This window comes from Soonwooa sp. (assembly GCF_030151385.1).
Classification (GTDB): Bacteria; Bacteroidota; Bacteroidia; order Flavobacteriales; family Weeksellaceae; genus Soonwooa.
Map to the genome: position 1 here is coordinate 28,772 of NZ_JASLDS010000046.1, position 16,175 is coordinate 44,946.

The 16,175-nt window shown below is 34.7% G+C and carries 9 protein-coding genes; 4 read left to right on the forward strand and 5 right to left on the reverse strand.

Features of this window, described 5'->3' with window-relative positions:
* Nucleotides 1-12 precede the first annotated feature (12 nt).
* Both Q1V95_RS08365 and Q1V95_RS08370 read left to right on the forward strand, forming a co-directional pair.
* Nucleotides 13-1,377 carry a hypothetical protein gene (locus Q1V95_RS08365; RefSeq protein ID WP_300672647.1) on the forward strand — a complete coding sequence of 455 codons (1,365 nt, stop codon included), beginning with the start codon at nucleotides 13-15 and terminating at the stop codon, nucleotides 1,375-1,377.
* Nucleotides 1,367-3,034: an MBOAT family O-acyltransferase gene (locus Q1V95_RS08370; protein ID WP_300672649.1), complete on the forward strand. Its 1,668-nt coding sequence runs from the start codon at nucleotides 1,367-1,369 to the stop codon at nucleotides 3,032-3,034. Before Q1V95_RS08365 ends, Q1V95_RS08370 begins: the two co-directional genes overlap by 11 nt.
* A 722-nt stretch (nucleotides 3,035-3,756) precedes the next feature.
* On the opposite strand, the gene Q1V95_RS08375 is transcribed toward Q1V95_RS08370, so the two are convergent.
* Nucleotides 3,757-5,067 carry a GDSL-type esterase/lipase family protein gene (locus tag Q1V95_RS08375; RefSeq protein ID WP_300672651.1) on the reverse strand — a complete coding sequence of 437 codons (1,311 nt, stop codon included), beginning with the start codon at nucleotides 5,065-5,067 and terminating at the stop codon, nucleotides 3,757-3,759.
* A gap of 576 nt (nucleotides 5,068-5,643) precedes the next feature.
* Between Q1V95_RS08375 and Q1V95_RS08380 the strand changes: the two genes are divergently transcribed.
* A complete protein-coding gene (locus Q1V95_RS08380; RefSeq protein WP_300672653.1) occupies nucleotides 5,644-8,334 on the forward strand; it encodes a T9SS-dependent M36 family metallopeptidase in 2,691 nt (896 codons plus the stop codon).
* A gap of 82 nt (nucleotides 8,335-8,416) precedes the next feature.
* On the opposite strand, the gene Q1V95_RS08385 is transcribed toward Q1V95_RS08380, so the two are convergent.
* The 3 genes from Q1V95_RS08385 to Q1V95_RS08395 form a co-directional block, all read right to left on the reverse strand.
* On the reverse strand, nucleotides 8,417-9,133 hold the full coding sequence (locus Q1V95_RS08385) for a 3-ketoacyl-ACP reductase (RefSeq protein WP_300672655.1): 717 nt from the start codon (nucleotides 9,131-9,133) through the stop codon (nucleotides 8,417-8,419).
* A 192-nt stretch (nucleotides 9,134-9,325) separates the two neighbouring features.
* Nucleotides 9,326-10,024 carry a glycerophosphodiester phosphodiesterase family protein gene (locus Q1V95_RS08390; protein ID WP_300672657.1) on the reverse strand — a complete coding sequence of 233 codons (699 nt, stop codon included), beginning with the start codon at nucleotides 10,022-10,024 and terminating at the stop codon, nucleotides 9,326-9,328.
* Between the two features lie 73 nt (nucleotides 10,025-10,097).
* Nucleotides 10,098-11,828, reverse strand: a complete 1,731-nt coding sequence (locus Q1V95_RS08395) for a hypothetical protein (RefSeq protein WP_300672659.1) — start codon at nucleotides 11,826-11,828, stop codon at nucleotides 10,098-10,100.
* Nucleotides 11,829-12,094: 266 nt separating this feature from the next.
* Here Q1V95_RS08395 and ligA point away from each other — a divergent pair, with 266 nt between their 5' ends.
* Complete coding sequence (gene ligA, locus Q1V95_RS08400) at nucleotides 12,095-14,101, forward strand: NAD-dependent DNA ligase LigA (RefSeq protein ID WP_300672661.1); 2,007 nt, start codon at nucleotides 12,095-12,097, stop codon at nucleotides 14,099-14,101.
* A gap of 652 nt (nucleotides 14,102-14,753) precedes the next feature.
* On the opposite strand, the gene Q1V95_RS08405 is transcribed toward ligA, so the two are convergent.
* Nucleotides 14,754-16,091, reverse strand: coding sequence for a T9SS type A sorting domain-containing protein (locus tag Q1V95_RS08405; protein ID WP_300672663.1), 1,338 nt, complete (start codon nucleotides 16,089-16,091; stop codon nucleotides 14,754-14,756).
* Nucleotides 16,092-16,175: the final 84 nt, after the last annotated feature.

The window sequence follows — 16,175 nt, forward strand, 5'->3', positions numbered from 1 at the left end:
TAATGATGAAAATTGGACAACCGTATCTCTAAAGTACTTTATGTTACTTTATTAAGCTTCTTTCTATACTTTTCTGTATCAATCATCTTTGAGGTTTTCAATTACAGTTGGGAGCCCTTTGACCGCATTAACTTAGTTTCTGATGTTTTTCATTCCGATAAAAAAGGAAAAGATTCTGCTCCAAAAACAAACGTTAAAGATTCTGTCATAGCTTCTAAAGCTAAAGATTCGGCAGCAACTGCAACCGATTTTGAGCTTTATAAAAAACCGCAACTGATTACCAATTTCAAAACAGATAATCAAAGTGCGCTTTCTTCTTTTGCAGAAAAACTGCAACGTCTAAAAAATGGCGAAAAAATAAAAATCAGAATCGGATATTTTGGCGACAGCATGATTGAGGGCGATTTGCTAACACAAACACTTCGTGCACTGTTGCAGCAAGAATACGGCGGTTCTGGTGTTGGTTATTTACCAATTACTTCTCTTACAAGTGGTTTCCGTCAAACAGCAACGGCTTCGGGAAGCAACTGGGAAGATACCAACTTCATGACGAAAGGTGCTAAAAACATGTACCTTTCCGGTCATTATTTCACAGGACAAGGTTCGGCTTCTTTTACCGACAATACCATTACAACACCAGAAGTTTTAATAGAAAAATCTTTAATTTTTGGTAAAACAAATCCAAAAAGTATTCGTTATAACGGGACATCTGTTGCCTTGCAATCTTCGGAACTGGTTAACCGACAAGTTCTTTCTAAAGACGCTTCAAAAATGATAAAGCTTCAATCTGAAAATGCAAACGACGTTTTGTATGGTGTAAGCTTCGAAAGCGAAAGCGGAATTTTCGTTGATAATTTTTCATTCCGTGGTATCACAGGTGTTGAACTTAACAAACTGAGCGAAGATTTTATGAAATCGGTGCAGCAAGCCAATCACTACGATTTGATTGTTCTGCAATACGGCGTTAATTTATTATTCCGCCCGAATGACACCAATTATGATTATTATACGAAAATGATGTCACCAGTCTTCAAGAAGATGAAAACTGCATTTTCGGATTCTGACTTTTTAATAATTAGTAGTGCCGACCGTGCTTTCAAATATGATGGTGTTTTCAAAACGGCTATTGGACTACCAAACTTATTGGAAACCCAAGCTTTACTGGCTTTCGATAATGGTTTTGCTTTTTATAACCAATTCGAAACGATGGGTGGTGCCAATTCGATTGTAAAATGGGCAGAGCAATCGCCGCCATTAGCAAATAAAGATTACGTGCATCCCAATCATAAAGGTGCCGAAGTGCTGGCAAAAAAACTTTTTGAAGCAATCCAGAACGATTATCATAAATACAGCCCTAAGAAAACAAATGGACAGTAAATTGTTGTACGATTTTATAAACCGTTTCGATGTTAATGCTTTTTTGCAGCAATTCATCTACGACCCAAAGAATCCTTTGCTCTTTAACAATGGATTTTTTGTGTATTTCTTCTTTTTATTTATTGTCATTTTTTATTTACTGAGAAACAAAACCGGTGCGAGAAAGTATGTATTTACCTTTTTCTCCCTGTACTTTTTTTACAAAGCAAGTGGGGCTTTTGTGCTTTTGGTAATTATTTCCGGACTCGTCAATTATGGACTTTCCAATAGTATCTATCACGCCAAACAGAAGACTTCTAAAAAGCTTTTGTTGCTGTTGAGTATCATTTTTAATTTGGGAATTTTAATCTATTTTAAATACACCAACTTCTTTATCGAACTATCCAACGAGATTTTTAAAACCGGATTTAATCCTCTGCATATACTTCTACCAATAGGAATTTCGTTTTTCACATTCGAAAATTTAAGTTATACGATTGATGTTTATCGTGGCGACTTCAAACCGGCAAAAAAGTTTGTAGATTATCTATTATTCCTTGCTTTTTTTCCAAAATTAATGATGGGACCAATTGTAAGAGCGCACGACTTTGTTCCACAAATTGATAAACCTTATTATGTTTCGGAAAAAGATTTTGCAAAAGGATTTTATTTAATTGTTTCGGGCTTAATCAAAAAACTGGTAATTTCCGATTATATCACGCTAAATTTAGTCAACTATATTTTTGATAATCCTTCTTTGCACACAGGTGTCGAAAACCTGTTTGCACTTTATGGTTATGCGATGGTCATCTATTGTGATTTTAGTGGTTATAGTGATGTTGCGATAGGAATTGCACTTTGGTTAGGTTTTAAAATCCCGCCAAACTTCCTTTCGCCTTATCAAAGTTCCAACGTTACCGAATTTTGGAGAAGATGGCATATTTCCCTTTCTTCATGGCTGAAAGATTACCTCTACATTCCGCTTGGAGGAAACAGAAATGCAACATTTGCATCGTATTTATTCGTGGTTCTGTTTCTGGGAGGAACTTTTCTGATGATGAATCACCTCTTTGATTTATCCTATTTGTATTCCGGAATTGTCACTGCGATTTTCTTATTAATATTTATTTTACCACCATTAATAAATAAAAAACCAAAAGGAATTGCCGCCAACTTTAACCTATTGACAACAATGCTTTTAGGCGGTTTCTGGCATGGCGCAAGCTGGAATTTCATTATTTGGGGTGCTCTGCATGGTATTGCATTGGGAATTCATAAAATATGGATGATGCTGACTGGCAAAGCTTTCTCAGGCTTTAATAATTCTAAAATTTACAATTTTGTAATGGTCATCATTACATTCCATTTTGCATGTTTTTGTTGGATTTTCTTCAAAGCTGAAAATTTTGATATTGCCATGTCGATGATTCATCAGATTGTCTACAACTTCGATTGGGAAGTCTTTATGCCATTCTACGAAAATTATAAATACGTGCTTTGGATGACTGCTTTTGCACTTTGTATCCACTTTATTCCAGATACTTTCCCAGATAAAGTTATTGATAAATTGGGACGCGTTCCGTTATTGGTTTACGTTTTGGCATTTTTCGGGTTCCTTATTTTGTATGGATTCTTTAAATCGTCGGAGCAAGTAATGCCGATTTATCTACAGTTCTAATTTTTAAAGTTTAAAATATTTTTGAAATCGGAGGTTTGAAAATTTTCGAGTTTTTTGGATGAGTCTTCTAAGAATGATTTGCCGAATTATCAGGTCGCTCCTACGGAGCTCAAATGTAAATTCCAATATTTCTATTAACAGTAAGCTCCTACGGAGCTTTTCGATTTACTTAGAAGAATGTCAATCTTTACGAAACGTCATTTCGAGTAACGTAGCGAAGCGAAGCGTATCGAGAAATTTTTGAAAGAAGTTCTTAATATGATTTTTTCAAAGTCAACTAACTGATGTTAATTTTATTATATTGAATTCACTAAGAACTAATTTTCAAATTATCAGGTCGCTCCTACGGAGCTCAAATGCAAAATTCCAATATTTCTATTAACAGTATGCTCCTACGGAGCTTTCCAATTTAATTAGAAGAATGTCAATTTATATGAAGCGTTATTTATAGTAACGCAGCGTAGTGAAGTGTATCGAGAAATTTTTGAAAGAAGTTCTCAATATGATTTTTTCAAAATCTCAACTAACTGATGTTAATTTTATTATCCCAAACTCAGTAGAAACCAATTTTAAATTATCAGGTCGCTCCTACGGAGCTCAAATGTGAAATTCTAACATTCCTATTAACAGTAAGCTCCTACGGAGCTTTTTCAAAACCGTATTATTTTGTTTTTGTTTAAAATGCGTGGATATATCAAGAAAAACGCTTGTTTACAAAAAACTTACTTCAAATAGTTTTCAAAAGCTTTCCAAATCAATTCGCCTTGTTCCTCATAACCCGATTGCATGAAATGAACAGTATCGGCATTGGCTTTTTTAGCTTTTAAAGACTTCGAAAAATATCCAGCTCCACCTGTCGCCTTGTACATATTGAGATACGCCGTATTAAACTTTTCGCTAACTTCTTTTATCCATAGAACAACCTCAGCCGTTTTTTTTCCATTCATATTGTTATCGGTTGGAGAAATTAAAACAATCGGAAGATTAATATTCTCTTTTCTTAATTCCGAAATCAAATTGCCAGCGTTTTTAATAAAATCATCTTTAGAAATAGAACTTACACCTTCGTTAGTCCCGAGCGAAATAAAAACAACATCAGGATTGGTCTTCTTTAATTGTTGAAGTTGCAACGGAAATTTAACAAAATCCGCATAAGTAGCACCATTTACACCAACCGTATTAAAAACAACACCTTTGGTCACTTTGCTTTTCAAAAACTGAAAACCATACAGAATATTTCCATTTTTAGCATTGGTTTCCATCAGAAAATTGTTCGTTGACTTTGGATATTTAAAGGTCGTTTCCGTTCCTGTAAATTTTCCATCACTTATTTTTTTAATATCGTTTTCAAAGTTGGCATCGTAAATAGGTTCCGCCCTTTCCACAGTTACCACCTGCCCTGCTTTTGGATTCTTAATGGCGTTCCCACTTAGCTGCACCAAACGCGTTGTTACAATATTGAATTTCGCTGCCAACTCTGGAAAAGTTTCTCCCTCTTGGACAGTATATTTCTCAATAGTCTTTTTAGGTTTTACAAAATCCTTTAAAGCATTTGGACTTTCATAAATTGTAAAATTCTCGCCAGACATCGATGCATCATTATAAATTTTAACCTCATCGAAATCACTGTCGGTTGCATTAAATTGAATGTTTAAAAACGAATCTTTTTTATTTCCCATCACAAAACCCAAAGCGCCCATTTCCTTGAAAACATCCTGCTCATAAACCAAACGAAACGTTTCCCAAGCTTGGTTAGAAACGGAAGTATAATCTTGGGGGCCATTAGAATTTGCCACAGCATAAGGAAAAAGCGTTCCTCTTCCTGCATTACCATATTTCTGTTGAAAATGCTCTCTCAAGACTTTCGGAATCCAGCCCGCCTGAATATGAGAATCGCCAAGAAACAAAATATTGGTTACTTGATTATCCGATTTTAGCTTTGTAGAAAATGAACCGAGATTCGATGTATTTTCTAATTCCTGAGCAGAAAATAAAGCAGAAACCAAAAGAGGAATGGCAAAAAAGAACTTCATAGATTGAAAATTTTACTGAAGCAAATATAGTATTCTGAAATTTTAAAGACAAAACCAAGTTTTTAAAAATTTCGTTCAAGGGCTTAGTAATGGACAATCTTAAATAAAATCCCGCCGATATTTCAAATTGAAACATTTCTCAATTTAATCTGCTAATTTTTGCGAAATCAATTAATATTAAATATAAAAAAACAACATTTTACACCACTATTAACGCAAGCTTAAATATTCGTAAATTTTAATTAAAACATAAAAAAGAACTAACGTTAGTTAGTTTTTGTATAGATAAATTATCTATAAACCAATGAAAACCAAAGGAATTAAATCTATAATTAATTATATATCAAACACTTACAAAAAATTTAAAATTTTCTTGCATCATTAACAAATGTTTGTATATTTAGAACCGAAGCAAAACAGTAATATTTTCTAAAATCAAATCCATTTGCAAAATATATTTTTGAAATGGTAAAAATTTAAAGATATTACATTTAATTTTTACAATAAACCAAACATCTATTATTAATTTTTAAATATCTAGGAAACTAAATATTTATAACACCTAAACGAGTTAATATGAAAAAAAATCAACTTAAGGCGCTTTTAATTCTTCCTGCAGTATTTTCTTTTATTTTTGGAAGTGCACAGTCTTATCAAGAACAAATTTCTAGCTATCTAAAAGCTGATAAACGTATGGCATCTGTACCAAGTGTTGCCACAGATTTTAACATTATTAATGTTGATAATTCAAAATCGATGAAAGCTGATGTTGTTGTCGTTCAACAAAAAATTAATGACATTCCTGTTTTTGGAAAATCAGCCAACTTCTTAATTAGAGACAATAAAATTGTATATGCAACCAATTCTTTTGCTAACTCTGTTATCAGTACTTCCAAAATTGCGGATAGAAAAGCAAGTTTATCACCAGAAGCTGCTTTTACGATTGCTGCTAATAAGCTAAAAATTAAAGATCAAAACTCTTATAAATTTGCTAAAAATGTAGCTGAGAAAAAAGGTCTAGCAAAAGTGAATTCGGCTAACGAGGTTATTGATCAGCTTGTGTATTACATTAAAGATTCTGAAGCACGCCTTGCACACCAAATAACTTTCACAGAGAAAGGAACACCAGACCGTTGGTTAACATTAGTAGACGCGCAAAATTCGCAAATTCTTCTACAAGTTAACCAAACTGTAAAAGATCATTTCCATGACAGTGAGAATTTCTTAAATCAAAATTACGATGATGAGAATGCAACAAAAACAGTTGCATATCCTTTAAACAAAGCAGCAACTTCTTCTTTGGTAAAAGCAAGTGCTGGAAAATATAATGTTTTCAAACTTCCAGTAGAATCACCAACTTTTGGTACTCGTTCTATTGTTAATGAACCTTTTAACCCAAGCTATGCACCGTTTGGTTGGAACGACACGCAAAACCCAGATTTTGAAATGTTCCAAGAATATACGATTGGGAATAATGTTGTTGCCTATTCTGATCCTTATGACACCAACAAGTTGGAAGATCTTGATCAATTAGCTTATGGTGGTCCAGACAAAATTTTTGACTTCCCATACGATGGTGCCTTACCTGCAAATACTTTCCGAGATGCAGCGTTAACCAACCTTTTCTATATTAACAATATGGTGCATGATGTTTCTTATCAATTTGGGTTTACAGAAACAGCTAGAAACTTTCAATATAACAACTTCGATCGCGGTGGCGAAGGCGAAGATTTTGTTAATGCACAAGGACAAGATGGTGGCGGTGTAGATAACGCGAACTTCCAACCTTTCCCAGAAGGAAATGCACCAATTATGCAGATGTACCTTTGGTCGCCAAGCTATTATAGCGGTGTCCATGTTAATACGGCAGGTGACTTATCAAATTTCTCTACCAACACAAAGTTCCCTGTAACAATCCCAACTTGGCCTGCTGGCGGTGTGACTGGTGATTTGGTCATTGCACAACCAGAAGATGCCTGTACAAATATCACCAATAATGTTGCTGGCAAAATAATGTTGGTTAAAAGAGGCAACTGTACCTTTACAGATAAATCTACTGCAGCTGCAAATGCAAAAGCAGCTGGAGTAGTATTTTACAATGCTAGCCCAGATGAGCAAATCGTTGCGTACGGTCCAGCGTTTTACGTAGATTATGTCTATAGCGCATTGATCGACAACGCATCAGGATTACAGCTAAAAAACAAACTTGATCAAGGGCAAAATCTTAATGTTACAATTAATAAAGACTATTCAACAGTTGCTCAACCTGATGGAAGTCTAGATAACGCCATTGTTGCACACGAGTATACACATGGTATCTCTAACAGGTTGACAGGTGCAGGTGATGGTTCTTGTCTACTTGCAACTGAAGATAATGAGCAAATGGGCGAAGGTTGGTCAGATTATTTCGCATTAATGCTTACACTAAGACCAACAGATAATGCGAGTGTCCCAAGAGGAATGGGAACTTATGCTGTAAGCCAATCACCAACAGGTCTAGGAATTCGTCCTGCAAAATATTCTCCCAACTTTAGTATCAATAACTATACGTATGGCAAAACCAATGGTATGGAAGTTCCTGCTGCAATTTTTGGTGTAGTGTTCGGAACCCAACCAGATGTTCACTCAATTGGATTTGTTTGGGCAACAATGCTTTGGGATCTTACGTGGAACATGGTTGACAAATATGGCTATAACTATGATGTAACGGCTGACCCAAACAGTGGAACTGCCAAAACCTTACAATTGGTAATGGATGGTATGAAGTTACAACCATGTAATCCAACTTTCGCACAAGGGAGAGATGCGATTTTGCAAGCAGATCAACAGATCAACAATGGTGCTAACAAATGTCTAATTTGGGAAACATTCGCTAAAAGAGGTCTTGGTGTTAATGCACAGTCAGGAGGTTTAAATGGTCTTTGGGTAACAGATAACGGAACTCCAAATCCAGATTTGTACGATCAAATTGAAGACTTTAATGTTCCTGGAGAATGTAAACTTGCAACGAATGAAGCAGCGACCAAATCAGATCTTAGTATCTACCCTAACCCTGCCAAAGATCAAGTATTCATCAATGCAAAAAATACTAAAGGTAATCTTATTGTAAAAATCTACAATATGGTTGGTAACCTAGTATCGGAAAGCAAAATTACTTCTGGATCTAATGAGAGCATCAACACATCCAAACTTACAAATGGCGTATATATCGTAAAAGTTGAAGGTTTTGGAATTGACCAATCTCAAAAATTAATTATTAAAAAGTAGTATTTTAATTCTATACATTTAAGTTGAAACAGAAAGCGCAACCAGACTTGGTTGCGCTTTCGTTTTATATTTTTTGAATAAACTACGGATTCGTAGAAAAAATAGAGCCGTTTGCAATCATCGCTCTGCGATTCATTTTGAGAATATCTCTAACCCATTCTGCAAAATCTTCTGGTTGAAGAACCGTTTCAGGATTTCCGTCGGTTAATCCTCCTTGAATACTCATGTCAGATGCAATGGTGCTCGGCGTTAAAGTAATCACACGGATATTATCTTTTCTCCATTCTGCCATCATCGATTGCGAAAGAGAAATCACCGCTGCTTTACTCGCTGCATAAGCCGACATTCCTGCGCCACCTTTAAGACCTGCTGTAGAAGCTACGTTTACGATGTCACCTTGACCTTTTTCTTTCAAAAATGGATAAACTGCTTTCGAAGTATAAAGAACGCCAAACAAATTGGTTTTCATGACTTGCTCCCAAACTTCAGTGTTCATATCATTGATTTTCCCAAAGTCACCAATTCCAGCATTATTTACCAAAATATCGATGCTTCCTAAATCAGCAACTAAAGTTTTAATGCCATTATTTACCGCTGCTTCATCATCAACACTGAAAACAGAATAAGTTGCATTAACACCTAAATTTTTAAGTTCGTCAACCGTATTTTTAAGATTTTCTTCGTTTCTTCCAGTAATTCCGATATTTACACCTTCATTAGCAAGTGCAATGGCAACAGCCTTTCCTAATCCTCTTCCACCGCCTGTTACGATTGCGTTTTTTCCTTTTAAGCTCGTCATTTTTTTAATTTTTTATGATTAAACTTTACGTTTTGCAAAGGTAACAAATGCTTTTTCGAATCGTCTACAAAGACTATTAACTAAATGTATATTTTAACTTTTAATAACAAAAAAACAGGAGAAAACAGCTTCTTAAAAGCTTTCTTTAAATTTTTGCTTTTTGCGAATGTTAAGATTCTTTAAGTTTTAAAGTTACTTACTCAGGAAGACATCAGGCGTATTTGTCGTCACAAAATCAATTCCCGCAGCTGACAGTTTATCAAAAACTTCAGCATCATTCACTGTCCAAGAATTGGTTTTTAAACCTAAATTTTGAGCTTCAGAAATCCAATTTAAATTTTCTAAAAGCAGTTCAAAATCGTAATCAAAACCATCCAAACCTGCTTCTTTCAATTCTTGTGGATTCAAATCACCGTTCAAATAAAAAACTATAAAATTTGGTTTCTGTTTTTTAATTGTTTTACAAATATTTAAACTAAAAGAAATAAACTCACACTGATTTTCTAAATCATATTTTTGAATTAAATCCAATGCTTTTTTCACCATTAAATTTTCCAATTCATTGCTTTTGCAAGGTTTTAATTCTACTATAAGTTTACAGCTTGGATTTTTCTGTCCTTGAATTAAATAATCTTCAAAACGAGGAATTTTTTCAGCATTTGAAAGTTTTAAATCTTTTAAATCCTCAAAATTTGTTTCGGCAATTTTCAAAGCATCAATCCATTCATCATGAAAGACGATGAGCTCTTCATCTTTTGTCATTTGAACATCAAATTCGGAACCGTAAACTTGTAATTCTTGAGCATTTTTTAAAGCTTGAATGGAATTTTCAGAGGTTTCCGGATTGGTTTGCCAGAATCCACGATGCGCAATTATTTGTGTCTTTTTCATTTGATAGAATTAATCAGGTGAAAATACTAATTTAGAATTAATGATTTTTACTTGATTAGTAAATTCTACTTTCTTATGAAACCTCTAATTCATACCAGTTAATACCATCACTTTGGAACGTAGAAAATTGATTGACGTTGGCGGTAGAAGATACTTGTGAAGATCCCATTAAAACAAAAGTTCCTCCTATGATGGTCTTAAGTGTTGCATTACTTGTACTATTCATATTGGTGATTTTTATAATTCGTCCTATGTTTGCATTCGACGCAGCTGGTAAGGTTATAGTAATTGGAGTAGTGGATTTATTTACAATCTGATAATCGTAATCTGCAATGGTATAATTAGCAGTAATAATTTTTATGGACATACTTACACTTCCAACTACCTGAAGTGCACTATTAGGCTTTGTAGTTCCAATACCAACATTTGTAGAACTTGTAGCATAGTTGACATTTACCACAGAACCTAAAACCAAAGAATTACTTTGATCAACTCTGGAATTTGCTCCGATAGCCGTTGCGTTCGTTAGGTTGTCCGAAATATCTGAAAAAGCGCCAATGTTGATGTTATTATTTCCTGAATAATTAGTAAGTGCAGCATTATAACCGATAGCAACATTATTACTTGCTGAATTGTAATTGGTTCCTGCATTAGTTCCTAAAAATGTATTTTGATTTCCAGTAGAACCATTCACACCACCAGAACCTTGCCCAGCGCCTCTACCGACAATAACGTTACTTTGACCTATTGAAGATGTTGCAGCGTAAGATCCAACAACAGTGTTATTTTGTGTTGCAGTATTTCCGGCAGAAGCAGAAAGCGCAATATATCCAAGCGCCGTATTTCCAGAACCTTTTGCATACTGCCCTGTATTGCTTCCTAGATAGGTATTCATAGTGCCATTACCTGCATTTGCACCACTGTTGCTGCCTATCATAACATTATCACCTGCTCCATTTTGTCCACCCGCGCTCAAACCAATTAAAATACTATTATTGCCTGTTGATTCAGCTCCGGCAGAAGGTCCCAAAAGAATATTATTATATCCATTTATTGCTTTTCCTGCTTGATTTCCTATTGCAATATTACTACCAATAGATCCTGTAGTAGATCCTAAGGCTTGATTACCTATAGCAACATTATTAGATCCATCAACAATGTAATTACCAGTACTTTCTCCCAAAATAATATTCTGAGTACCTGATGTTAAAGATCGTCCAGAATAATAGCCTATAACTGTATTACTGGTTCCTGTTAAAGCTGAAACAGCATTTTGAGCTCCAATAATGGTTGCCCCAGGCGCATTAATACTATAGCCAGAACTTGCACCGACCACCGTACTATTATTCACGTTTTGTCCTGCTGTTTCAGAACTATATCCAAAAAAAGTATTGCTAAGATCAATTCTACCAGAGGCGGTATTATAGATTCGGAAACGAAGAGGGTTACTGTCCGTAGTCCCAATAAAATTGTTCGCAGAAGTGGTTCCTGCATTTCCTGTTGTTAACCAACTATTAGCCGCTTTTACACTAACTGCTATCCATTTAGCACCATCCCAATAATGAAAACCTTGAAAATAAGGTGCTGCATCGGCAATAAGATAAACGAGTTGTCCATTAATTGTACCATTTACTGACAAGGAGCTCACTCTCGGAGCTAATATACCATCTGCTGGAGAAACGGTCCCGAGATGATTGATCGCTCTCACATCTAAAGTAGTATCAGGTGTAGCTGTGTTAATACCAACTTGTGCAGAAAACAAAACAGAACATAAGAATGCTATAGGAATAAATATTTTAATCATTTTGTATTTTTTTGCAAATATATAAACATATGTCCCATATTTGATACAATATTTTTTTTTGACGTTTAAATTCTATCTATTATTAAATAAAAATTGAATATTTATAACAATTTTTTTAAATAACACCTTTAAAAATCACAATTAATATGAAGGATGTTTCTAGCAATATTTGTTTTAATCCTCATATTCATAAATTATTATTTGGCATGGTGAAATCAAAGTTTTGAAGCAAGTTTTATTATCTTTGTTTTTACAATTTCAAAAAGATGTCCAAGGAGATTCAGCATAAAATAGAGGCTTTGCGTGAAGAGCTTCACCAACACAATTACAATTATTACATTCTTGATGAGCCGAGTATTTCGGATTTCGAATTCGATGCTTTGCTTAAAGAATTGCAAGATTTAGAAGAAAAACATCCCGAATTTGCGGATGCCAACTCTCCTACTTTGCGTGTTGGCGGTGGTGTAACTAAGAATTTCCCGACAGTGCAACATCAATTCAGAATGTATTCTTTGGATAATTCTTACGATTTTGATGATTTGGAAGATTGGGAAAAGCGCATCATCAAAACCATTGAAGAACCTGTGGAATTTGTTGCGGAACTGAAATATGATGGCGCTTCAATTTCGATTTTGTACGAAAATGGACAGCTTTCGCAAGCAGTTACACGTGGCGACGGATTTCAAGGCGATGAAATCACAAATAATGTGCGTACAATTTCCGATATTCCTTTAAAATTAAATGGCAATTTCCCGAACCGATTTTTTATTCGAGGTGAAATTTATTTAACCCGAAAAAACTTTGACAAACTCAATGCAATTCGTGAGGAAGAAGGCCTCGATCCTTTTATGAATCCACGCAATACAGCAAGTGGAAGTTTGAAAATGCAAGATTCTGCGGAAGTTAGAAAACGTGGACTTTCGGCGGTTTTGTATCAATATATTGCAGAAGAATTCCCAGCGGAAACGCATTGGGATTTGCTTGCAAAAGCTAAAAATTGGGGTTTCAAAGTTTCAGAAGACCAAGCGAAATTATGCACCACTTTGGAGGATGTCAAAAATTTCATTAATTATTGGGATACTGAACGTCACAATTTGCCTTTTGAAATTGATGGAATTGTAATTAAAGTTAATTCTTTAAAACATCAGCGTCAATTGGGTTATACGGCAAAATCTCCTCGTTGGGCGATGGCGTATAAATTCAAAGCCGAGAAGGTTGAAACCGAATTGCAAAGCATTTCTTACCAAGTTGGAAGAACAGGAGCTGTGACGCCAGTTGCTAATTTGAAACCTGTTTTGCTTGCAGGAACGATTGTAAAACGCGCTTCTCTACACAATGAAGACATCATTAAAAAACTTGATTTACACGAAAACGATTTTGTTTACGTAGAAAAAGGTGGTGAAATTATCCCGAAAATTGTTGGCGTTAACACCGAAAAGCGTACTGCTGAAAGCGAGGAAGTAAAATACATCACAAATTGTCCAGAATGTGGAACCGAATTGGTGAAAGTTGAAGACCAAGCGATTCATTTTTGTCCAAACGATTTGCATTGTCCGCCACAAGTTGTCGGAAGAATGATACATTATGTTTCTCGAAAAGCTTTAAACATCGAGAATCTCGGGAGCGAAACGATTGAGCAATTGTATCGAGAAAAATTAATTGAAAACCCAGCTGATTTTTACACTTTGACCAAAGAACAATTGTTGCCTTTGGAAAGAATGGCGGAAAAATCGGCTCAAAATATCATTGATGGCGTTGAAAAATCAAAGCAAATTCCATTTGAAAAAGTCTTGTATGGAATTGGCATCAAACACGTTGGTGAAACGGTTGCTAAGAAATTGGTGAAGAATTTTGCGACAATTGAAGATTTGAAAAATGCAACTGCCGAAGAATTAACTCAGGTTGAAGACATTGGTGGAAAAATCGCTGAAAGCATTGTTGAATTTTTTCAAAATCAGGAAAACCTTTTGATGATTGAACGTTTGAAAAATTATGGCATTCAACTCGAAAAAGGCGAAAGCACCAACGAAGTTTTGAGTACCGTTTTAGAAAACAAAACCTTCCTTTTCACAGGAAAATTATCTTTATTCACAAGAGAGCAAGCCGAAGAAATGGTAGAAAAACACGGCGGAAAAAATATTTCTGCAGTTTCTAAAAACCTTAATTATCTGGTGGTTGGTGAAAAAGCAGGAAGCAAACTAAAAAAAGCCCAAGACATCGGAACAATTACTATTTTGGACGAACAACAGTTTTTGGATTTGATTAACTCATAGGATGATTGCATTATTCGGGCTGGATACCAAAAAAAGCATTGAGAAGAAACGCTTAGTTTATGATGAAAATGGTTTCGATATTTTTAATCGCTACTTCATTTATTTCATGTTTTCAGTCCTCATTTTTTGCTTTTCAATGATACTCTATGACTCGAATATGCCTTTAAAGGATTTGGGATTTGAATACTATCTGTTAATACTGGGGATTTTTTTCTGTATTTATGTCTGTTATCGGAAAGCCACCGAAAAGAATCTTTATGTGCAAAAAAGTGATTACTCCAACGATCATACAAAAACTTTAATTCGAGATTTCTGTAAAAATCGAGGCTTGACGGAACATTTTGTATATAAAGAATTAATTATTTTCACCGAACCATTGATGATGTCGTTTAATTATGATAGTGAAGTTTCATATATTTTCATCGTCGAAAACTCTGTCGCCTATTTTGCAGTTTTAAAGAAAGGTGATCGCGCAAATTTCCCCACTTTAACAACTCATCTATTTTTGAAAAGAGATATACGAAAATTACTACTGAAAAAACTTTGACAAGCCTGTAGTTATCTGTATTTACACGCGAAATACAGAAAATAAAAAGTCTGGAAAAATTTTCCAGACTTAATTTAAACCAAAAAATAATGCATAAGAAAAAAACTACTTTTTTATAAAAGTCTTTGACACCTCTTTACCATCAATTGTCATTTTTAGAATGTAAGTTGACTTTGGTAGTTTAGAAACATCAATTGAATTTTCTGCGCTTTTAAAATCATTTCTTAAAACAACTTTTCCAGCCATATCGTAGATTTCATATTTTGAAATGTTTTCTTTTGTATCTATTTTCAAAATATCTTGTGCTGGATTCGGATAGATTTTAACATCAACAGAAGCTTTAGTCGTATTAAGTGTAGCCATGAAACTATCTGGCAAAGTAATTTTGAAAGCCACATTACCTGTCGATGTTACGCCAATACCTACAATATGTTTTCCATTTGTTGAGACTTTAAGTGGTACGGCAAAACGAATTCCTAGGTCATCAAATCCCAAATCTTTAACTAAATCATTTAGATTTTTAAAGCCTGTTTTTTCTGTCCATAAGAAACCTTGTCCATTACCTGGATTAACAGCATTCGGACTTTTATAATAACCGACTATCAAACTAGCATCATAATTAGAGGAAGTGGTCAATCCTGTAAAAGTCGTCGCTGCATTAGGATCAACCAAATCAACAACACCAGTCGCCTCACTCCATTTCATCGCATAAATACCATGTCTACCCAAAGCCCATTTTCCATCACCAGAAACTGTCTGAATGGAAGTTACAGGCTTATTGTTGCTATCTACAATAATTGTTTGGACACCATCTTTCCAAATACAACCCAGACGAGTTCCATTTTGATTATCTTGATAACCAACCATAACTTTAGAATCAGCACTTACGCCCCAAGCTGCAAAATATTCATCAGGATACAATGATGGAAGCGTTTGGAAATTATCATTCCCTGCTTTCCAATAGATACCTCGACTATATGCGTATGTATCTGGACTAGCTGTACCAACAATTACACTTGCGTCTGGTGTAATCGCATAAGGAACACTTAGATCAGTATTGTAATCTGTACTTTTAGAACCTAAGTAATCCCAAGTATTGTTGCTTATGTTGTACACCGAAATTTGATTAGTTCCGCTAGCCATATTACCCGAAAGCATGACTGCCTTTTTTCCATCACTTGTAATGTTAACTGATCCTGCAGAATAATCATCTACACTTATTAGTTGACCAACTGGTTTAATACCATCTGCTTCCGTCCAAATATAGTTTTGTTTTGTTGAGTTAAGACCAATTACTTTTCCATCATCCGAAACACCGTTTGCAAAAGGTGTATTGTTAACATCGTTAGAACGCGTCCCAATCATATAAACTTGCGCATGAGTGGGCAAAGAGAATAAACCCATCATCAGTAACATTTTAATTGATAAATTTTTGATTTTCATAATTAAGATTTAAGTTAGATTTTTAATTAAAAAATGAAAAAGTGTTAAAATAAAACACCTTACTTTTTGTAAACCTAAATTATG